The sequence below is a fragment of the Palleronia sp. THAF1 genome (genome assembly GCF_009363795.1).
Taxonomy (GTDB): Bacteria; Pseudomonadota; Alphaproteobacteria; order Rhodobacterales; family Rhodobacteraceae; genus Palleronia.
In genome coordinates this window covers 562647-581141 of the sequence record NZ_CP045420.1, presented here as the reverse complement: position 1 = coordinate 581141, position 18495 = coordinate 562647, and the positions used below count along the sequence as shown (strand labels likewise).

General features: G+C 63.5%; 23 protein-coding genes and 1 tRNA gene. 13 read left to right on the top strand and 11 right to left on the bottom strand.

The features are described 5' to 3' along the window. Positions 1 to 562: 562 nt before the first annotated feature. From rplL to FIU81_RS02835, 3 genes are all read right to left on the bottom strand, one after another. Positions 563 to 940, bottom strand: coding sequence for a 50S ribosomal protein L7/L12 (gene rplL / locus FIU81_RS02845; RefSeq protein ID WP_124111364.1), 378 nt, complete (start codon positions 938 to 940; stop codon positions 563 to 565). 70 nt (positions 941 to 1010) lie between these two features. Continuing rightward, the gene (rplJ, locus tag FIU81_RS02840; RefSeq protein WP_124111365.1) at positions 1011 to 1529 is read right to left on the bottom strand and encodes a 50S ribosomal protein L10; all 519 of its coding nucleotides are present in this window, start codon (positions 1527 to 1529) and stop codon (positions 1011 to 1013) included. Positions 1530 to 1797: 268 nt separating this feature from the next. Then, a complete protein-coding gene (locus tag FIU81_RS02835; RefSeq protein WP_124111366.1) occupies positions 1798 to 1995 on the bottom strand; it encodes a hypothetical protein in 198 nt (65 codons plus the stop codon). Between the two features lie 172 nt (positions 1996 to 2167). Here FIU81_RS02835 and FIU81_RS02830 point away from each other — a divergent pair, with 172 nt between their 5' ends. Further along, a complete protein-coding gene (locus tag FIU81_RS02830) occupies positions 2168 to 2890 on the top strand; it encodes a YkgJ family cysteine cluster protein (RefSeq protein WP_172971383.1) in 723 nt (240 codons plus the stop codon). 3 nt (positions 2891 to 2893) lie between these two features. Here the strand turns inward: FIU81_RS02830 and FIU81_RS02825 are convergent, their stop codons facing one another. From FIU81_RS02825 to secE, 6 genes are all read right to left on the bottom strand, one after another. Next, positions 2894 to 3775 carry a sensor histidine kinase gene (locus FIU81_RS02825; RefSeq protein ID WP_172971382.1) on the bottom strand — a complete coding sequence of 294 codons (882 nt, stop codon included), beginning with the start codon at positions 3773 to 3775 and terminating at the stop codon, positions 2894 to 2896. 193 nt (positions 3776 to 3968) lie between these two features. Further along, positions 3969 to 4493 carry a methanogen output domain 1-containing protein gene (locus tag FIU81_RS02820; protein ID WP_124111369.1) on the bottom strand — a complete coding sequence of 175 codons (525 nt, stop codon included), beginning with the start codon at positions 4491 to 4493 and terminating at the stop codon, positions 3969 to 3971. A 295-nt stretch (positions 4494 to 4788) separates the two neighbouring features. Then, positions 4789 to 5490, bottom strand: a complete 702-nt coding sequence (rplA, locus tag FIU81_RS02815; RefSeq protein ID WP_124111370.1) for a 50S ribosomal protein L1 — start codon at positions 5488 to 5490, stop codon at positions 4789 to 4791. Next, positions 5490 to 5915: a 50S ribosomal protein L11 gene (gene rplK / locus FIU81_RS02810; RefSeq protein WP_124111371.1), complete on the bottom strand. Its 426-nt coding sequence runs from the start codon at positions 5913 to 5915 to the stop codon at positions 5490 to 5492. Before rplK ends, rplA begins: the two co-directional genes overlap by 1 nt. A gap of 104 nt (positions 5916 to 6019) precedes the next feature. Further along, positions 6020 to 6553: a transcription termination/antitermination protein NusG gene (gene nusG, locus FIU81_RS02805; protein WP_124111372.1), complete on the bottom strand. Its 534-nt coding sequence runs from the start codon at positions 6551 to 6553 to the stop codon at positions 6020 to 6022. A 141-nt stretch (positions 6554 to 6694) separates the two neighbouring features. Next, entirely contained in the window at positions 6695 to 6895 is a 201-nt protein-coding gene (secE, locus tag FIU81_RS02800) for a preprotein translocase subunit SecE (RefSeq protein WP_124111373.1), read from the bottom strand. Positions 6896 to 6973: 78 nt separating this feature from the next. On the opposite strand from secE, the gene cls reads away from it, so the two are divergent. Further along, entirely contained in the window at positions 6974 to 8404 is a 1431-nt protein-coding gene (gene cls, locus FIU81_RS02795) for a cardiolipin synthase (RefSeq protein WP_124111374.1), read from the top strand. Then, the gene (locus tag FIU81_RS02790; protein WP_124111375.1) at positions 8401 to 9087 is read left to right on the top strand and encodes an endonuclease/exonuclease/phosphatase family protein; all 687 of its coding nucleotides are present in this window, start codon (positions 8401 to 8403) and stop codon (positions 9085 to 9087) included. Before cls ends, FIU81_RS02790 begins: the two co-directional genes overlap by 4 nt. On the opposite strand, the gene FIU81_RS02785 is transcribed toward FIU81_RS02790, so the two are convergent. Both FIU81_RS02785 and FIU81_RS02780 read right to left on the bottom strand, forming a co-directional pair. Continuing rightward, entirely contained in the window at positions 9084 to 9671 is a 588-nt protein-coding gene (locus FIU81_RS02785) for a molecular chaperone (RefSeq protein WP_124111376.1), read from the bottom strand. The genes FIU81_RS02790 and FIU81_RS02785 overlap by 4 nt on opposite strands. Next, complete coding sequence (locus FIU81_RS02780; RefSeq protein WP_124111377.1) at positions 9668 to 10198, bottom strand: DUF3306 domain-containing protein; 531 nt, start codon at positions 10196 to 10198, stop codon at positions 9668 to 9670. Before FIU81_RS02780 ends, FIU81_RS02785 begins: the two co-directional genes overlap by 4 nt. A 122-nt stretch (positions 10199 to 10320) precedes the next feature. On the opposite strand from FIU81_RS02780, the gene FIU81_RS02775 reads away from it, so the two are divergent. The 10 genes from FIU81_RS02775 to FIU81_RS02730 all read left to right on the top strand — a co-directional run bounded on the left by FIU81_RS02775 (position 10321) and on the right by FIU81_RS02730 (position 18477). After that, positions 10321 to 12300 carry a 4Fe-4S binding protein gene (locus FIU81_RS02775; protein WP_124111378.1) on the top strand — a complete coding sequence of 660 codons (1980 nt, stop codon included), beginning with the start codon at positions 10321 to 10323 and terminating at the stop codon, positions 12298 to 12300. A gap of 67 nt (positions 12301 to 12367) precedes the next feature. Then, the gene (locus FIU81_RS02770; RefSeq protein WP_124111379.1) at positions 12368 to 13450 is read left to right on the top strand and encodes a transglutaminase-like domain-containing protein; all 1083 of its coding nucleotides are present in this window, start codon (positions 12368 to 12370) and stop codon (positions 13448 to 13450) included. 17 nt (positions 13451 to 13467) lie between these two features. After that, complete coding sequence (locus FIU81_RS02765) at positions 13468 to 13671, top strand: DUF6494 family protein (RefSeq protein ID WP_124111380.1); 204 nt, start codon at positions 13468 to 13470, stop codon at positions 13669 to 13671. Continuing rightward, positions 13668 to 14729, top strand: a complete 1062-nt coding sequence (locus tag FIU81_RS02760; protein ID WP_124111381.1) for an Mrp/NBP35 family ATP-binding protein — start codon at positions 13668 to 13670, stop codon at positions 14727 to 14729. Before FIU81_RS02765 ends, FIU81_RS02760 begins: the two co-directional genes overlap by 4 nt. Then, positions 14729 to 15208: a DUF6505 family protein gene (locus FIU81_RS02755; RefSeq protein WP_124111382.1), complete on the top strand. Its 480-nt coding sequence runs from the start codon at positions 14729 to 14731 to the stop codon at positions 15206 to 15208. The genes FIU81_RS02760 and FIU81_RS02755 overlap by 1 nt, the downstream gene beginning before the upstream one ends. Positions 15209 to 15334: 126 nt before the next feature. Then, positions 15335 to 15411: transfer RNA gene (locus FIU81_RS02750), tRNA-Met, on the top strand. A gap of 176 nt (positions 15412 to 15587) precedes the next feature. Further along, positions 15588 to 16073: a hypothetical protein gene (locus FIU81_RS02745; RefSeq protein ID WP_124111383.1), complete on the top strand. Its 486-nt coding sequence runs from the start codon at positions 15588 to 15590 to the stop codon at positions 16071 to 16073. A 132-nt stretch (positions 16074 to 16205) separates the two neighbouring features. Further along, entirely contained in the window at positions 16206 to 16916 is a 711-nt protein-coding gene (locus FIU81_RS02740) for a DUF484 family protein (protein ID WP_124111384.1), read from the top strand. Then, the gene (locus FIU81_RS02735; RefSeq protein WP_124111385.1) at positions 16913 to 17827 is read left to right on the top strand and encodes a tyrosine recombinase XerC; all 915 of its coding nucleotides are present in this window, start codon (positions 16913 to 16915) and stop codon (positions 17825 to 17827) included. The genes FIU81_RS02740 and FIU81_RS02735 overlap by 4 nt, the downstream gene beginning before the upstream one ends. Positions 17828 to 17952: 125 nt before the next feature. Next, positions 17953 to 18477: a c-type cytochrome gene (locus FIU81_RS02730; protein WP_124111386.1), complete on the top strand. Its 525-nt coding sequence runs from the start codon at positions 17953 to 17955 to the stop codon at positions 18475 to 18477. Positions 18478 to 18495 lie beyond the last annotated feature (18 nt).

Below are 18495 nucleotides of genomic sequence, written 5' to 3'. Positions count from 1 at the left end.
TTGCGTACGGGCAGGGCGAGCCGCCGCGAACCATCAAAGATCGAAAAGGATAGGTCTATTCCTGCACACCGGCCCAAGATGCGCGCCCGACCTACTTCCTTTCCAAGAAAAACGCCCGTGCCTGCTGCAATCAGTGGCTTGGCGGCGGCTTGCTTTGAAAGGATGGTAAAAGTTTCGCCTGTTCGTTTGCCTCTTTTGCAAAACGCCATGAGCCGGGCGCGAATCACTCGTACCCAGCGGAAGTCATCAAGTAGGTCAACATGAAAGAGATCGCAACCAGTCGAGACGGCCGAACCTTGAAAAAGTTCAGAGACCATCGCCGCGCTGAAAGTACGATAACGTTACCGCCTCTCTCCACCGTTTGGCAATCAGGAACCGCATCGCAATGACAACGCAAATACGGGTGTTGCGCGCCAGCGGCATCGCACGCCCATCAAACTCTGACTTGTGGCGCAGCAAGGGCACTGCCGTAGGCACAACGGTTCAAAGCTGACCGCAAGCCTGTGCACCAAAAAGGCGCCCTGAACACAGGGCGCCTTCTGCAATCTCGCGGTGGGCGAAATTACTTCAGTTCGATCTCGGCGCCAGCTGCTTCGAGCTTGCCCTTGATGTCTTCGGCTTCGGCTTTGTCGACGCCTTCCTTGACGGCCTTGCCGCCGGCTTCGACCAATTCCTTGGCTTCTTTCAGGCCCAGGCCGGTGATGGCGCGGACTTCCTTGATGACGTTGATCTTCTGAGCGCCGGCGCTCTTCAGGATCACGTCGAATTCGGTCTGCTCCTCGGCGGCGGCGCCACCGGCGTCGGCCGGACCAGCCATCATCACTGCGCCGCCAGCGGCGGGCTCGATGCCGTACTCGTCCTTCAGGATCGTCTTGAGTTCCTGCGCTTCAAGAAGCGTCAGGCCCACGATTTGTTCTGCAAGTGCTTTAAGATCAGCCATTGTCTCGTTTCCGTTTGTTCAGATGTGTTCCAACGTCACGGGCGACGCCCGCGACCGGTCTAGCCAAAGATCAGGCGGCTTCCGCCTTCTCCTCGATGGTCGAAAGGATGCTCGCGATGTTAGACGCAGGCGCACCGATCGCACCGGCGATGTTCGATCCGGGTGCCCCGATGCACGACGCGATCTGAGCGATGAGCTCTTCGCGCGACGGCAGCTTGGCGACGTCGGAAACACCGTTGGTGTCCAGCTTCGTCTGACCCATAGCGCCACCGAGAATCACGAACTTCTGATTCTCCTTGGCGTATTCGTTCGCCACCTTGGCCGCAGCCACGGGGTCTTCCGAATAGGTCAGGACGGTCTGGCCCAGCAGCAGGTCAGAGATGTCAGCCATCTCGACGTCCTGCAGGGCGATCTTGGCGAGCTTGTTCTTGGCAACCCGAACGGATCCACCCGCGTCACGCATGCGCGCGCGCAGATCCTGCATCTCGGCAACCGTGAGACCGGCGTAGTGGGCTACCACGACGACGCCAGAGCTTTCGAAGATCTGGCCGAGTTCCTCGACCACTTTCTCTTTTTGGGCTCTATCCACAGTTTCACTCCAAGTTTGGAGGGCGATCCCCTCCGGCTCAGTCACGACACGCCAGAATGACGTACCGCAGTCCGAACGGGTGATCGCATCCCTGTGACCGCGCAAACGGCTTCGAGAGAATGTCTCTTCCCGTCTCGGGCAGGATTTAGCGGACACTTGGCCCCACCCACCGTCTCGGACGAACGCGAAACCCCGCACGAATCGCACGGGGCTCACGATGCGGGTGATTAGAGGGTCGGGGGGCGGATGCCAACCCCCGATCGCGGGATCATTCCTCGACGGGCTCTCCGTCCGGGCCGACAACGATATAGCGCCCACCACGGTAGACCAGCTTGCCCGCGCCATAGACGCCTTTCACAGCCGTCTTGGCGACGAAGCCCGTCGCGTCCGCGGTGCCATTCGCGACGTTGTCGCAGGCTGTCAAAGTAAAGGCGGAAACAAACGCAATCGCTGCAATACGAAGCATGGAAACTCCAAAATTTGTGGGAAGGGGTGCCGGTCAAGGCGGCTGTGATCCGTATTTGGGGTGCGCGGTGTCTAGGAAAAGTCCCGCTGGATCAGTTTCGCGTGATCCAGCCTACGTTTGTGTTCGATGCGCCCGCGTGGCATCCCGCTTGGGCAGGCAAGGAGGCAACGCAATGGCACGCGCGGACACATCGCTGACGGTTGCCGATCTGCGGCGCCGGATCGGGGAAGCAAAGGGTTCGGTGGACGAAAGGGCCCGTCGGCTTCTGCTGGCGTGGTTCGACACGGCCGCCAGGGGCGTGGGGGCGAAACCCCTGGCCCGTGCCCTGCGCGACGGCACCGCCGCGGTCCAGATCGCCGAGGCGCTGCGGTCGGATGCGGCGCAGCCGTCCAATGCCGCCTGCGCCAAGGGCTGCGCGTTCTGCTGCATCCTGGATGGCCCCGATGGCGGCACGATCACGGCGGATGAGGCGTCTCGATTGCATGCCGCCCTGTCCCCCCTTGCCGGAACGCCCGATGGCCGGAACTGGCATCCGAAAGCCTGCCCCGCCTTGGACCCGGCGACGCGCACCTGCCGCGCTTACGACGCGCGCCCAACTCTTTGCCGCGCCTATGTCTCGACCGACGCCGGGGCCTGCGAAACCAATGCTGCAGGCGGGTCCGCGCCGGGTGCGGGATTGATGGGGTTTCATCTGGATTACCTGTCGGTCCTGACCCTGTCGCGCGCGGCGATGACGGGCATCGCACCGGTGCAGACCTACGCCCTGGCGAAAATTGCAGCTTCAGCAGTACGCGGCCAAGACGTGGAGACCGCTTTGCAGAGCGCGCGTCACAAGCCCCGCACGCTGGACGACGCGCGGCGCGGATTGTCCAGCGTCGCGGCGGCGCGCGGCTAACGTCTACTCAGCGGCCAACTGGCCGAACTCACGCGGATGGAAGATCAGCGTCCATTCAGTGCCATTACCGGAGTGCTGCTTCAACTCGCCGTTCAGGTTCGATGCCAGCGCGTTGATGATCGTCATGCCACGGGCGGTTTCGCTGGTCTCCGACTCGACGATCCCGCCGCCGTCGTCGCGAATGCGCAACTCCATCTTCTCGACACCGTTCTTGGCGAACCGCAACTCGATCCGCCCACTGTCGCGTCCCTTGAAGGCGTGCTTGATCGCGTTGGTCATCAACTCGTTGATCAACAGGCACAGCGATGTCGCGTCTTCGTTGTGCAGGTCCAGCGCCGCGACATCCGCGTCGAGCGTTACCTTCTCCGGCAAGACAGAGTCATTCATCAGTTCGCACAGCTCTTTGATCAGCTCGCCCGCGTTCAGAACCTCCAGCGATTGGTTCTTGTCGAGCAACTGATGGACCAAAGCGATGGACCGCACGCGCAGCCCGATAGAGTCGAGCGCCCTGCGCGCCGCGTCGCTATCTTCGGTGCGGGATTGGTGGCGGATCAGCGATGACAACAGCGCTAGGTTATTCTTCACCCGGTGGATCAGTTCACCGTGCAAGTAGCGTTCCTTATCCACTGATTTTTGCAGATCGGACCGCAGGCGCGTCTGCTCGGCCAGTTGCGCGTTCAATTTCGAGATCAGATCGGTGTGTTCCTTGAACGCGTTTGGTGCATCCTTGCGAATCACCATCAGCACCTGCGGCTGACCGTTCGCAACGCGCAGCCCACGCATCCTGACGTGCTGTCGAAGACCGGTAAGCGATCCAGCAGTCATGGTTGCGGCAGCGGGCACCCAGATGGACGATCCTGCAGCGCGGCGAAGGGCATCTGCCATGTCCGCTCTATCGAAGAGGGCGAAGACCGAGCCGGAGGTGTCGACGCCAGCTTTATTCAGAATTGTCGCCGCGGCTGCATTGCTGGCAACGATATCGCCTCCCGGCTTAACGACCAGACACGGCTCGGGGACGATCTGAAAAATCTCTTCGTACATCGACCAATCCAATGCAACGGCATTGCCGCGGCAGCTATTATTCCGCAGCGTTCACGCGCCAGTATTCACGTGCATTCGCATCGCCCGTACCCGATGACGTCAGGTGTACCGTGATTAGGCAGCCCTCGTCGCCCCGTGCGATCGTCTCTTCCAGTTCGACCCGAGCGTAACCAAGATGATCCGATGCGATCCGCCCGAAGACGTTAGAGGTCATCATGCACAAGGCATCGCGTCCCATGGCCATCTTACCGAACGGACACTTTCGGTTGCCCACGACGATCTTGTCGCTGTCGACTGAGATTATGTGGAAATCGCCGCCAATTCGTCGCTTGAGATCAACGAAGACCTCGGCGACCTGACGCGGATCAAGATCGACCCCACCCAGTTCCGAGCGATACTTTGCCTCGATCCATTCACCGACGCTGGCACCCACGCTGTGGATATACCCCTCGGCCTGTTCAAGGCCGACCACATCCTGCAAAAGGCCGGTCAAATCCCGCAGCATCCGGCGCATGAAAATGTCCGAATTCAGGTCAATGTTCGCTTCAGAAAGATTTTTCATTTTTATACTATAGCCTGAAGCGTTTTCCATTTGAAGATGCCGATCATACGCACCGGCAACGGTTGGCTCTGCTTGTCCACGTCAAAGGACACGCAGGCGCGTTGCGATAGGCGCGATGATGGAGATTTGCGCAAAGATGCGATTTGGTAGCCTGCCGGGAAAGACGGCAATCGGACGCGGGCAAAGAGCCCAAGACTATTCTCACCCCGGCTTTTCGGCCGCGACTCTTCTTAGGCCGCAAAACGCAAAAGGGCGCACCGAAACGGCGCGCCCTTTGCATTCAGTAGATGTATGATCAGCCGTTGCCGGTGGCCGACACGATATCGACAGTCACACCGCGACCCATGGTCGAGGAGACCGCGACCTGCTTCATGTAGGTGCCCTTGGCACCGGCAGGCTTCGCCTTGGACACCGCATCCACGAAGGCGCGGATGTTTTTGGCCAGATCGGCCTCGGAGAAGGACGCCTTGCCGACACCGGCGTGAACCACACCGGCCTTTTCGGCGCGGAACTGAACCTGACCACCCTTGGCGGCCTCGACAGCTTCCTTGACGTCCATCGTCACCGTGCCGACCTTGGGGTTCGGCATCAGGTTGCGGGGGCCCAGGATCTTACCCAAGCGACCCACGATGGGCATCATGTCCGGCGTGGCGATGCAGCGGTCGAAGTTGATGTTGCCGGCCTGAACCTGTTCCATCAGATCTTCCGCACCGACGACGTCGGCACCAGCGGCTTGCGCCTCTTCGGCCTTCGCACCGCGTGCGAAAACACCCACGCGCACCGTCTTGCCGGTGCCTGCGGGCAGGGAAACCGTGCCACGGACCATCTGGTCGGCGTGGCGCGGATCGACGCCCAGATTCATCGCGATCTCGATGGTCTCGTCGAACTTGGCGGTCGCGTTCGACTTAATGATCGAAATGGCTTCTTCGACGGTCAGGTTGTCCTTGCCTTCGACGGCTTCGGCCTGCGCCTTTTGCTTCTTGGTCAGCTTGGCCATTACTTCACCTCGATTCCCATGGACGTGGCAGATCCGACGATGATCTTCATCGCGCCTTCGATGGACGTCGCGTTGAGGTCCTTCATCTTGGCTTCGGCGATCTCGCGCACCTGCTTGACGGTGACGGTGCCGACGGTCTCTTTCGAGGGCGTCTTCGCACCGGATTTCACCTTGGCGGCCTTCTTCAGGTAATAAGACGCGGGCGGCGTCTTGATTTCCATCGTGAAGGACTTGTCCTGATAGTAGGTGATGACGGTCGGGCACGGGGCGCCCTGCTCCATCTCCTGCGTCTTGGCATTGAACGCCTTGCAGAATTCCATGATGTTGATGCCGCGCTGACCCAGCGCAGGACCGACGGGGGGAGACGGGTTCGCCTGCCCTGCCGGCACTTGCAGCTTCATGCTGCCGACCTTCTTCTTGGCCATGGTGGCCTCCTTTGGTTCGCGGCGGGGATCGTCCCCACCCTACAATCGCCCCGAAGGGCATGCCGTGGTTCGACCCCGCAAGCGGGGCCTCCCACGTCGAACGCTCAGAACTCTTTCGAGACCTGAGTGTAATTTAACTCGACCGGTGTCGCGCGACCGAAGATAGAGACAGAGACCTTCAGGGTCTGGCTGCCCTCGTCCACGTCCTCGACCGATCCTTCGAAACCTTCGAACGGACCGTCGGTGACCTTCACCTTCTCGCCCGTCTCGAAGCTGATCTCGATGCGCGGGCTGTCCTCGCCTTCCTGGACGCGGCCCAGGATCGCTTCGACTTCGGCGTCGCGCATCGGCATCGGACGCCCCTGCGGACCAAGGAAACCGGTCACGCGATTGATCTGGCTGACAAGGTGATAACCTTCGTCCGACATCTCCATGTGAACCAGCACGTAGCCGGGCATGAAGCGCCGCTCGGTCGTGACCTTCTTGCCGCGCCGAACCTCGATCACCTCTTCGGTGGGGACCAGAACCTCGTCGATCTGCTCTTCGAGGCCCTTCTCGGCGACCTCGGAGCGAATCTGCTCGGCGATCTTCTTCTCGAAGTTGGACAGCACGCTGACCGAATACCACCGCTTCGCCATAGGGCCCGCCTTCTTTAATCTAACGTTTCAGAGTCCCGGACACAAAAGCGGCGTGCAACCGATCCGTAGCACGCCAATGTGGGGAATTGCGCGCCTGATACAGACGGACGCCCTGCTTTGCAAGCGCCGCCTACAGGCGGTCTAGCCAACGAGGCCGAGGACGAACTCAAGACCCATGCGGATGAGGAAGTCCACGAAGAAGAAGAACACGGCGAACAGCGACGCCATGATGAAGACCATAACCGTCGTCAGCACCACTTCACGGCGCGACGGCCAGACCACCTTCGCGATTTCCGCGCGGGTCTGCTGGATGAACTGGAATGGGTTGGTCTTGGCGGCCATGGTCTGTCCTTCGACTGTCGGATCGCACATACGGAAACCGCGTGCGGTATTCAACCGCCACAACGACAGGAGATCGCGATGCCCGAGTGGATCGGTATGGACTTGCTACAGGGCTTTTTCGAGATCGAAGAGCTTATCCTGCGCGCCATCCTCACGATCCCGGCGATCGCACTGGCGTTCTTCGCGATCAAGACCTCTCGGACGCCGCAGGGTGCCGTGGGCTGGATCGTCTTCATGATTGCCTACCCGTTCCTTGGCGTCCCGGCCTATCTGCTGTTCGGCTTCGCCAACTACGCGAAATTCGCCGAACGCCGCCGCGCGTCCGACCGCCGCGTCGGAGAGCAGGACGCGGATCAGCCCGCCCCCGCAACGCCCGACGACAGGCTGGCTGTTTTCTCGCGCTTATCGAACAACCCGGTGACGGACGGCAACGCCATGCACCTGCTGATCGACGGCACACAAACCTTCGACGCGCTGTTCGCCGCGATCGAACGGGCAGAGCATTACGTCTTGGTGCAGTTCTACACGATCCAGGACGACGAGATCGGCGGTCGCCTACGCGATGTTCTGGTGGCGAAAGCGCAGCAAGGCGTGCCGTGCTACGTTCTGCACGACGAACTGCCGTTTATCGGCCTGCCCCGCCGCTACTGGCGCGCACTGGATGACGCCGGTGTCCACAACGCCCGCCCCAAAGGGCCGAAGCGCGCGCTGGGACCGTTCCAGTGGAACTACCGCAACCACCGCAAGCTGATCATCGTGGACGGCACACATGCCTACACGGGCGGGCTGAATTGCTCGAAAACCTATATCGGCAAGTCGAAGATCGGCGCCTGGCGCGATACCTTCGCCGCGTTTCAGGGCCCCGTGGTGGATCAGCTGGAGAACAGCTTTGCCGCCGATTGGCTGTGGGCGACGGGCAACGACATGCGCGATCTCCTGCGCCCGGCCCCCACCGACGCGGGCGGGATGCGCGCGGTCGCTTTGCCGATGGGGCCGACGGACCGGCTGAACACCGGCAACCTGTATTTCGTGGCCCTCGCCCAGCGCGCCCGGAAGCGACTGTGGATCGCGACGCCCTATTTCGTGCCTGACAGCGATGTTCTGGCAGCGCTGCAACTGGCGGCCCTTCGAGGTGTCGATCTGAAGATCATCGTGCCCAACGTGATCGACCACTATCTGCCCTACTGGGCCGCATATTCCTATTTCGACGCGATCCGCGAAGCGGGCGGAGAGGTCTGGCGCTACGCTCCCGCGTTCACGCACCAAAAGATCGCATTGGTGGACGACGACCTTTTCTCGGTCGGATCGGTGAACCTGGATATCCGGTCGGGGTTGTTGAACTTTGAGTTGACCGTGATGGGGGAAGACCGCGCGACCGCCGCGCAGGTGGAAGAAATGCTGAAGACCGATCTGCAGAACAGCCAGATAATGACGACTGCGTTGGACGATCAGCCGCTCTATTGGCGCGTGCTCGCCCGATTTTCCCGGCTTTTGGCCCCGCAGCTATGATCCGCGTCGTGTCCTACAACATCCGCAAGGCGGTGGGTTTGGACTGGCGGCGCGATCCGATGCGCGTGGCGCGCGTGATCGCGGCGCTGGGTGCGGATGTGGTCGCCTTGCAAGAGGCCGACAAGCGGCTTGGCGCCCGGCCCACGGCCCTGCCCACGGACGCGTTGGAGGCGACGGGACTTCACATCGCCGAGACCGGCGACGACGGACCCGGCATCGGCTGGCATGGCAACGCCATCCTCGTGCGCGACGGGATAAGGGTGCGTGACATTGAGCGCGTCCACCTGCCAGGGTTCGAGCCGCGCGGTGCGCTGATCGCCGAGTTGATCACGCCCGACGGGCCGATGACGCTGTGCGCCACGCATCTGGGCCTGATGCGCGTCAGTCGTGGGCAGCAGTTGCGGGTGATCATCGATCGAATAGGGGCGGAGCGCATGGACCGTGCCGTGGTCGCCGGGGACATGAACGAATGGTCCGCACGCACCGGCTTCGAGGTCCTTGAACACCAGATGACCCTTCTGCGCCCCGGCAACAGCTTTCACGCATCGCGCCCGATTGCCTGTCTGGACCGGATCGCCCACGGTGCGGCTTGGTCGGCGGCTGCATCCGGCGTCCACGCGGACGCGCCCGCCAACCGGGCGTCGGATCATCTGCCGATCTGGGCCGACCTGCGGCCCGCCTAGCCCATCGCGAAGGCGCGAGTCTCGATTTCCAGAAACGCCAGACCCAGCGTGCCGACGGGCACGTAGAACGCCGCCGCATCAGCCTTTTCCAAGTCGGCGAAGAAACGCTGCCCCCACGGGGCCAGATGCGCATCGAAGAACGCCGCCTGACCCTCTAGCGTCGCAGGCACGCCATAGGCACCGACGATCTGCCCGCGCATCATTTCCAGCACCGATGCGATGTTATCCTCTGGCTCGAACACATCCTTGGCGCGGCTGATACGCAAACGGTTCATATCCTTACGCAGAGCCGCAAGGGGCCGGTCGTTCAGGTTGCCGGTCAGGTAGTGGCTGGCGTAGGGCAGCAACTCGCCTCGTCCCAATCCGATGAACAGAGCGTTGAACTCACGCTCAGCCGCCTTGGCGTCCGTCCGCACCGCCGCGGCAGCCAGTGCCGTCAGCCCCGCCCCAATGGGCGTGGCCGGATCTCCAGTGATCCCGGCGCAGGCGTCCAACGTCTGCGTGCTTGGCGGCGCGGCCAGCAGGGTCGAGAGCAGTCCATAAAGCTCTGCCCGTGCGCGGTCTTCGTCTGCCAGATCGGTCATGCGTCATCGCTTTCGGTATGGAACACCATGCGGCGGGGGCGGGGCATATCTTCCGGCTCTTCCACCTCTGGCTCAGATTCAGACACAGGTTTCTCGACCACGGGCACCTCTGGTTCCAGCGCTTCGTCCTGCAACATTGCCTCTGCCCGCCGCGACACGTTGCGGATCACCGGCTCCCACTTCGCGATCATGGGCCGCAGGTCCGGCGGGGCGACGGTGTAGTCGTCGTCATAGTCCTGCAACCCGTCGGGCATCGACAGCGACGGGTGGGCCTTGAACAGCGCCCGCATCGCACGGCGGCGCAGCCTTGCGGGCACCGCGCGCGCCATGAAGGCGGCGGCATCCTTCGGGGTCAGCGTTTCCGGATCGGGCAGGCCCAGCGCTTGCAGGATCGTCTCATCCTCCTGCGCTTCGAACGCGGCTTGCTCCTGAGCAATAGCATCCTTCTCACGCGCCTTTTCGGCGGCTTCATCTTCTTGCGCCACACGGGCACGGCGACGGGACCAGAAATCGGAACGCTCGGGCATGGGGCCTCCTTCCCAGCTTATCTTGGCGGGCGAAACCGCAAAGGAAAGGGCGCGCACGGAATCGCGACTGGAAGATAGGGCGCTGCAGCCCTATCCTGTGCCGTCCCAGTAAGAGTGCTTCCATGTCCGATACCGTCCTTCTGTGCGATTGCCTTGGCTCCCAGCGGTTGAACCGCGACGGGATCGCCGACGGATCGGGGCGCGCTTGTTCCAAGGTCCACACCAACCTGTGCGGGCGCGAGTTGGGCATTGCGGCCGACGCCATGCGTGCGGGGCCAGTCACCATCGCCTGCGGGCAAGAGGCCGAGACGTTTCAGACGCTGGCCGAGGATCTGGGCCTTGATCCCGTGGCTTGCGTCGATCTGCGCGACCGCGCGGGGTGGAGCGACGATCCCCGCGATCCGACGCCGAAGCAGGCAGCACTTCTGGCCGATGCGGCGCGCCCCAGACCCCTGCCCCGCGTGCTGGAGGTCGACAGCCACGGCACCGCGCTGGTGATCGGCGCGGGCGATGTCGCGCTGGATGCCGCCGCCGCCCTGTCCGAGACATTGGCCGTCACTTGTCTGCTGACCGATGGCGCCCCGCCCCCCGACACCCGTGCGTTCGACGTGATCCACGGCGACATTCGCACCGTCACCGGGGCGCTGGGCCAGTTCCGCGTCGGCATCGACGGGCTGCGTCAGGTCATCCGTGGCGGACGTGGACCGTTGGAGATGGGCGCACCCGTGGATGGTGCCGTTAGCGAATGCGACGTGATCGTGGACCTGTCGGGCGAAACACCGCTGGTGCCCGCGCCGAACAAGCGCGAAGGCTACTTCCGCGCCGATCCGGGCCGTCCGCAAGCGGTGGCCGACGTGGTGCGCATCGCGTCGCACATGACCGGCACCTTCGAGCAGCCGGTGTTCGTGGATGTGACCGAGCACCTCTGCGCCCACTCTCGCGCCATGCAGGTCGGCTGCACGCGCTGCCTAGACGCCTGCCCGACCGGCGCGATCGTGCCCGACGGCGACCACGTGACGGTCGATCCGCACATCTGTGCGGGCTGCGGGGCCTGTTCGTCGTTGTGCCCCTCTGGCGCGATCAGCTTCGACGCGCCGCCGGTGGCCGATACGATGGCGCGGGTGGCCGCCTTGGCGTCGACCTACCGCAAGGCCGGCGGCACGCTGCCCCGCCTGCTGGTCCACGACGAAGCGCACGGAACCGAACTGATTTCGCTGCTCGCCCGCCACGGCGCAGGCCTGCCCGCCGATGTGATCCCCTTCGCGATCCCCTCGCTCGCCGCCTTCGGCCATGCCGAAGCACTGGCCGCCCGAACCGCAGGCTTCGCTGACGTATCGTTGCTGCTGGCACCCATGTCCGACCGCGCAACTTTGGAATCCGAGGCCACGCTGGCCTGCGCCATCGACGGGCCAGAGGCGATGCGCCTGATCGACATCGCGGATCCCGATGATCTGCCCGAAGCCCTTGGCGCAGCACCCGACAGCGCGCCCAAGCCTGTGCTGACGTTGGGATCGCGGCGGCAGGTCGCGCGGCTGGCGGCCAAGGCGCTGACAGACGACGGCCCCCGCGCCCTGCCCGAAGGATCACCCTATGGCACGCTGCACCTTGATCCCAGCGCCTGCACGCTGTGTCTCGCCTGCGTGCCGCTGTGCCCGTCCGGCGCGCTGTCGGACAACCCCGATAGTCCGCAGCTTCTGTTCACCGAGGATGCGTGCCTGCAATGCGGCATCTGCGCGACGATATGCCCCGAAACGGCGATCACGCTGGAGCCTCGGATGGATACCTCCGACGCCGCCCTATCGCCCCGCGTTCTGCACGAAGAAGAGCCGTTCGCCTGCGTCGAATGCGGGCAGTTGTTCGGCACCAAGTCCACCATCGATCGGATCACCGAAAAGCTCGCGGGCAAGAATCGGATGTTCGAGAACCCCCGCGCCCTGCGCCTGATCCAGATGTGTGACGATTGCCGCGTCAAAAGCCAGATGCACGAAGGCATGTTCGCCGGTGCGCCGAAGCCGGTGGCCAAGACATCTGCCGACTACGGCCAGCCCGCCGATGCCGTGGTGCTGCCCGAACGGCGCAAGAAGAAGAAGCGCCGCGACTGAGCGTCGGCTTGCGACTTCACAGGCAGGCCCATATTCGATGCGTGAATTGTAGATAACTGGATTACCGATGCTCAGAAGACACGTCCTGCAAGCCGCCCTTGCCCTGACCGCCACCACCGCCCTGCCCCGCGTGGCTCTGGCTGCCTTTTCGCCCTCCCCTCAGGGGTGGCGCGAGTTTGCCGTGACGACAGAGATCACCGTGCCGCGCAACGCAGATCAGACGGCGCAGGTCTGGGTGCCGCTGCCATCCGTGGATGCAGGCAACTGGTCGCGCGCCGGAGAGGTCGAGATCGGCGGCAACGCCGACACGACACAGATTCGCACCGATCCTGTCTACGGCGCGCGTTTCCTTCAAGCGACATGGGCCGCCGGCAGCGAACCGGCCCGCCTGACCGTGACCGCCCAAGCCTCTGCACAGGATCGCGATGGCCCGACGCCTGCGGACCTGAGCGCCGAGGATCGCGCGTTCTGGACTGCATCCACCGATCTGATCCCGACGGACGGTATCGTGGCCGAGACCGCCGCCTTTATCGTCGGCGATGAGACAGACCCGATGGCAAAGGCGCGGCTGGTCTACGATTGGGTCGTCGAGAACTCTGCTCGCAATCCCGAAACGCGGGGCTGCGGGTTGGGCGATATCGCCTCGATGCTGCATATGGGCGACCTGACCGGTAAATGCGCTGATCTGAACGCCCTGTATGTCGGTCTTGCGCGCGCCGCCGACCTGCCCGCCCGCGATGTCTACGGCTTGCGCGTCGCGCCTTCGCGGTTCGGCTACAAAAGCCTTGGCGCCGGGTCCGAGATCGTCACCGGCGCGCAGCACTGCCGGGCCGAGGTCTTCATCGACGGCGCGGGCTGGATGGCTGTCGACCCCGCAGACGTGCGCAAGGTCATGCTGCAGGGCGCGCCTGACGGCCTGCCGCTGTCGCACCCAAAGGTGCAGGACGCCCGCGAGGGGCTGTTTGGAAGCTGGGAGGGCAACTGGATTGCCTACAACTTTGCCCATGACGTGGCGCTGCCGGGATCGGATGGGCCGGTTCTGCCGTTCCTGATGTACCCGCAGGCCGAAGTGGATGGGATACGGCGCGATCCGCTGGAGCCCGATTACTTCGCCTACACCATCACCGCGCAGGAACTGACTGCGTCATAAACCCGAAGGACAAGCCCATGAGCGACGACTTCAACATGTCGATGCGCAAGTTTCTGAAGCAGGTCGGCGTGACCTCTCAGCAGCAGATCGAAGAGGCCATGCGCAAGGCCGGACCCGAGACCGCCGGCAAGAGCTACGAGGCCAAGGTCGTGCTAACGATCCCCGAACTGGGCCTGGAGCATGAGATCACCGGCACCATCAAGGGTCAGGGGACGGAATGAGCCTGACGCAACAGGACATCGAAGCCACGCTTGCGGGCATTTCCGATCCGGCGGGCGGCAACATCGTCTCGGCGGGACGCGTTAAAGCGCTGACGATCGAGGGTGACGCCGTGCGCTTCGTGCTGGAAGTGCCGGGTGAGATGGCCAAGGCCTTCGAGCGTATCCGGGCAGAGGCCGAATCCCGCGTGAAGATGCTGGGCGCGGCGACCGTCTCGGTCGTGATGACGGCGCATTCGGAAAAGGCCCCGCCCGATCTGGGCGGTAAGAAGAAGGCGGCAGCCCCGGCGCCCGCGCAAAAGATCGCAGGCGTCGACCGTATCGTGGCAGTTGCGTCCGGTAAGGGCGGTGTCGGCAAATCCACCGTGTCTGCGAACCTCGCCTGTGCGCTGGCCGCCGAGGGTCGCCGCGTCGGCCTGCTGGATGCGGACGTCTACGGCCCCTCGCAACCCCGAATGCTGGGCGTCACCGGCCGCCCCGCCAGCCCCGACGGCAAGACCATTATCCCCATGCGCAACCACGGCGTCACGATGATGTCGATCGGACTTATGGTCGGCGAAGGGCAGGCGGTTGTCTGGCGCGGACCGATGCTGATGGGCGCTCTGCAGCAGATGCTGTTGCAGGTGCAGTGGGGCGCGCTGGACGTGCTGATCGTGGACCTGCCCCCCGGCACCGGCGATGTCACACTGACGCTGGCGCAGAAGGCGCAGCTTGACGGCGCCATCGTTGTGTCGACCCCGCAAGACATCGCCTTGCTGGACGCCCGCAAGGGTCTGGACATGTTCGCCCAACTCAAGACGCCGATCTATGGCATGATCGAGAACATGAGCACGCACATATGCTCGAACTGCGGCCACGAAGAGCACATCTTCGGCCATGGCGGCGTCGCGGCGGAGGCCGAGAAACTGGGCGTGCCCTTGCTTGGGGAGATCCCGCTGCACCTGGACATCCGCACCGCTGCCGACGGGGGCGCGCCCATCGTGGTGTCCAAGCCCGACAGCCCGCAGGCGCAATCCTTCCGCACCATCGCGCGGGGCATGATCGAACGCGGGGAAGCCTGATGCGACTGGCGCGCGCGGTGCATCTGGACGAGAGCGACACCTTGGTCTTCGAGCGCCCCGCGCGCACCGGCGAATGGTGCATCCCCGGCGGGTTCGAGTTCGCCGACTGGACCGAGGCGCAGCTGGAAGGCAAGCGCAAGCAGGCGTTTTCCAATGGATGGCTGGGCGTGGAAACCTTCGGGCGCGTGTCGCTGGTGGTGATCTCACGCATATCGGAAAGCGAGCTTGCGCGGCTGGTCGATGGCCTCGCGCATCATTTCGTCACCGACTACGGCGCGCCAGACGCCGAGGCCGCGCGGCCCGTCGCGCTGGAGCAGATCGAAGACATGGTGGACCTGTGTGCCGACCACGAAGAGAACACCCTTCTCGCCGTCAGCCGTGAGATGACGCCAGCAGGCGTGCGCGAAGCCTTCCGCTCGATCCCAGCGCCGGAAGCAGACCTGAGCCAGTTCGCCGTCCATGGCGACACCGACGGCTAACCACACGTCGACACGCTTCTTGGCCCCCTTCGCACGCCACATCCCACGCCATATCGCAAAGCCAGAACAATCCGGACGCGGGTCGTCTTGACAGGGGCCAAGACCGGCGATACCTCGCGGCTTCATGGCGTGATAGCTCAGTTGGTTAGAGCACAGCACTCATAATGCTGGGGTCGGCGGTTCAAGTCCGCCTCACGCTACCACCACCCCCACTACCCGAACACCTATCTGGCATGCACGCTGCAACGCCCGACCACATCTGCCTTTGCCCTCACACATTTTACGCTACGTAACCCAACACGAAGGTCTCATATCTTCGTTGCGACCGAAGTCATGGTTGGCAACGTCGCCCCCCTTTTCCGGAATGCCGGAGACCGCAATGACTGTTGTAAACCTCGACTCTGACGACCTGAGCATCCTTTACGATCACGCGCTGCGCGACACGATGCTGACGGCTTCATACGCGATGCGCTTCTACCTGCATGCGGCACAGAATGCCTCCGGCGACCCGTTGCGGTCGATGATGCTGTCGTCCGTCGACCGAAGCCGCGCCGAGATCGACAAGATGGCATGCGTCGTGCAGCGCTTGAATAACGCGCCCTTCCATCGCGACAGTCTGCAAGATCACAGCGCGCGTGATTGGGTCAGCCTGATCGACCCCAAGATCGCCACGCTTCGTGTGCGGGACCTGTCCATCATCATATCCGCCACCACGATCTGTAAGTATCTGGACGCCCGCTACACAGCGATGATCGAAATATCCGAGCGGATGAACAGCGAATTTCGGCTGGATGACATGCACAACAGCCGCAACGTCATTAGAAGTTGCGAAGCCGATCTTCGATCTCTGCAAGAAACGCTCTGACCGTAGGCTGCCCCTTGCGTGACAGATGAACCTGTCACCCACCTGCATCGCCCGGCAATGCCGTGGAAAAACGCTAGGCGAACACGATTCGCCTCTGCTACAGTGTTTCAAAACCAATAAAAGAGCAGTTTCATGAGCACACATCCCCTGGCGGACGCCCGCGTCCGGGACAGCCTGCTGTCCGATCCCGATCGTATCCTCGACGACACCGAACTGATGCACGCCATCGCCTTGGCCGCCGATGGCGGGCGGGGCGAAAACGTCGTGGACATGCGCGGCATCGCCATGGAACGACTGGAAGCGCGGCTGGACCGGCTGGAGGACACGCATCGCAACGTGATCGCGGCGGCATATGAGAACCTTGCGGGCACCAACATGATCCACCGCGCGGTGCTGGGCCTGTTGGAGCACGACACCTTCGAAGGCTTCGTCAATTCCCTGCGCGGCCCCGTCGCCGACACGCTGCGCGTCGATGGCATCAAGCTGGTGCTGGAAACCGCCGGAGACCGCTCGACCGCTCACTTGGGCACACTGAAAGAGGTGCTGGGACTAGCGGAAGCCGGCTATGTCAGCCTGTTCGCCGGTCTGGCCAAGGGTGGGCAGCCGCGCAAAGTGACCCTGCGGCAGATCGCCTGCGGCAACCCAGACATCTACGGCGATGTCACCGCCTGCGCGATCCGGTCCGAAGCGTGCCTGACGCTGGATCTTGGCGAAGGCCGCCTGCCCGGCATGTTGATCCTTGGCGCAGAAGACCCCCACCAGTTCGGCCCCGGTCAGGGCACCGACCTGCTGGCGTTCTTCGCCGCAGTGCTGGAACGCACGCTGCGCCGCTTCCTCGCGTGATCTCTGCGGGTCTTGCCGATCTTGTCGCGCGGTGGCTGGACCATCTGCGCGGCGTCGACGGCGCCGCGACCGCGACGCTGGACGCCTACCGCACCGATGTGACCAGCTTTCTGGCGTTTCAGACCGCACATCTAGGGGAAGAGACCGGCGCGGCGTTGCTGGCCCGCATCACCCTGTCGGACATGCGGTCTTGGATGGCGTCCGAGCGTAGCGGCGGCCTGTCGCCCCGGTCGCTGGCGCGCAAGCTGTCATCGGTCAAAGGCTTCGCGGGATGGCTGGCCGAACGCGAAGGCGTGGACCCCACCGCCATTCTTGCCGCCCGATCCCCGAAGTATACCCGCAAGCTGCCGCGCCCCCTGTCAGTCGATGCCGCGTCGGAAATGATCGGCATCGCAGAGACCGACGCGACAGAGCCGTGGGTCGCCGCCCGCGACACTGCGGTTCTGACGCTTCTATGGGGTTGCGGTTTGCGAATCTCCGAAGCGTTGGGCCTAGATGCCGCCAGCGCTCCCCTACCCGATACGCTGCGCATCATCGGTAAGGGCGGCAAGGAACGGATCGTGCCTGTCCTGCCCGCCGCCCGTGCAGCGGTCGAGCGTTACCGCGAACTTGCCCCGCATCCCCTGCCGCCCGGCACCAAGCTCTTTCGGGGCGTGCTCGGTGGCCCGCTGAACCCGCGCCTCGTCGCGCGCCGGGTCGAGAGCGCGCGCCTGCAACTGGGCCTGCCCGCCAGCGCCACGCCCCACGCCTTCCGTCACTCTTTCGCGACTCACCTTCTGGACGCGGGCGGTGATCTGCGCGCTATTCAAGAGTTGCTGGGCCACGCCTCGCTGTCCACGACACAAGCCTACACTGGCGTCGATACCGCCCGCTTGCTGGCCATCCACGAAAAGGCGCACCCGCGCGGCTAACCCGCGCACCTCGGCCCAATGTCGCATCCCAACACGCTTGAACAAGCGCATGGGTTGCGGATAGAGAGTGGCCGACAAAACAAACTCAGGCCAATTACAGGCCCTAATCCAAGGCGAGCCGCTTCATGTTCGACACCATGACCCTGACCAAGATCGTCGGCAGTTTCTGCGGCGCGCTTCTGATCTTCCTTCTGGGAAGCTGGGCGGCGGAAGAGATCTACCACGTCGGCGGTCACGGCGATGGCCACGACGGTGAGATCACGCAAGCTTACTCGATCCCGGTCGAGGATGATGGTGCCGAAGCGGAAGCCGAGCCGGAAGTGCCGTTCGAGGAAGTATTCGCGTCTGCCGATGCCGGCGCGGGCGAACGTGTGTTCGGCAAATGCCGCGCCTGTCACCAGATCAACGGAACCGATGCCGTCGGTCCGCACCTGAACGGCGTTGTGGGTCGTGAAGTCGCCTCTGTCGGTGGGTTCAACTACTCCGGCGCACTGGGCGAGCAAGCCGAAGCATGGGACCCTGAAGTTCTGAACGCATTCCTGATCGACCCGCAGGGTTGGGCACCGGGCACCACCATGAGCTTCAACGGTCTTCCCAATATCGAAGACCGCGCCAACTTGATCGCCTATCTGGACTCATTGGAAGGCTAAGCCTTTTGGCTCACCAAC

Bases quoted from the DNA above. Each gene is read 5' to 3' on its own strand.
- FIU81_RS02820 (WP_124111369.1), bottom strand. From the start codon at position 4,493: ATGAAAAATCTTTCTGAAGCGAACATTGACCTGAATTCGGACATTTTC.
- cls (WP_124111374.1), top strand. From the start codon at position 6,974: ATGCCCGAGTGGATCGGTATGGACTTGCTACAGGGCTTTTTCGAGATC.
- FIU81_RS02765 (WP_124111380.1), top strand. From the start codon at position 13,468: ATGAGCGACGACTTCAACATGTCGATGCGCAAGTTTCTGAAGCAGGTC.
- FIU81_RS02830 (WP_172971383.1), top strand. From the start codon at position 2,168: ATGGCACGCGCGGACACATCGCTGACGGTTGCCGATCTGCGGCGCCGG.
- FIU81_RS02755 (WP_124111382.1), top strand. From the start codon at position 14,729: ATGCGACTGGCGCGCGCGGTGCATCTGGACGAGAGCGACACCTTGGTC.
- FIU81_RS02780 (WP_124111377.1), bottom strand. From the start codon at position 10,198: ATGCCCGAGCGTTCCGATTTCTGGTCCCGTCGCCGTGCCCGTGTGGCG.
- FIU81_RS02785 (WP_124111376.1), bottom strand. From the start codon at position 9,671: ATGACCGATCTGGCAGACGAAGACCGCGCACGGGCAGAGCTTTATGGA.
- FIU81_RS02825 (WP_172971382.1), bottom strand. From the start codon at position 3,775: ATGGCAGATGCCCTTCGCCGCGCTGCAGGATCGTCCATCTGGGTGCCC.
- nusG (WP_124111372.1), bottom strand. From the start codon at position 6,553: ATGGCGAAGCGGTGGTATTCGGTCAGCGTGCTGTCCAACTTCGAGAAG.
- secE (WP_124111373.1), bottom strand. From the start codon at position 6,895: ATGGCCGCCAAGACCAACCCATTCCAGTTCATCCAGCAGACCCGCGCG.
- FIU81_RS02760 (WP_124111381.1), top strand. From the start codon at position 13,668: ATGAGCCTGACGCAACAGGACATCGAAGCCACGCTTGCGGGCATTTCC.
- FIU81_RS02740 (WP_124111384.1), top strand. From the start codon at position 16,206: ATGAGCACACATCCCCTGGCGGACGCCCGCGTCCGGGACAGCCTGCTG.
- rplA (WP_124111370.1), bottom strand. From the start codon at position 5,490: ATGGCCAAGCTGACCAAGAAGCAAAAGGCGCAGGCCGAAGCCGTCGAA.
- rplK (WP_124111371.1), bottom strand. From the start codon at position 5,915: ATGGCCAAGAAGAAGGTCGGCAGCATGAAGCTGCAAGTGCCGGCAGGG.
- rplL (WP_124111364.1), bottom strand. From the start codon at position 940: ATGGCTGATCTTAAAGCACTTGCAGAACAAATCGTGGGCCTGACGCTT.
- FIU81_RS02775 (WP_124111378.1), top strand. From the start codon at position 10,321: ATGTCCGATACCGTCCTTCTGTGCGATTGCCTTGGCTCCCAGCGGTTG.
- FIU81_RS02835 (WP_124111366.1), bottom strand. From the start codon at position 1,995: ATGCTTCGTATTGCAGCGATTGCGTTTGTTTCCGCCTTTACTTTGACA.
- FIU81_RS02745 (WP_124111383.1), top strand. From the start codon at position 15,588: ATGACTGTTGTAAACCTCGACTCTGACGACCTGAGCATCCTTTACGAT.
- FIU81_RS02770 (WP_124111379.1), top strand. From the start codon at position 12,368: ATGCTCAGAAGACACGTCCTGCAAGCCGCCCTTGCCCTGACCGCCACC.
- FIU81_RS02730 (WP_124111386.1), top strand. From the start codon at position 17,953: ATGTTCGACACCATGACCCTGACCAAGATCGTCGGCAGTTTCTGCGGC.
- FIU81_RS02790 (WP_124111375.1), top strand. From the start codon at position 8,401: ATGATCCGCGTCGTGTCCTACAACATCCGCAAGGCGGTGGGTTTGGAC.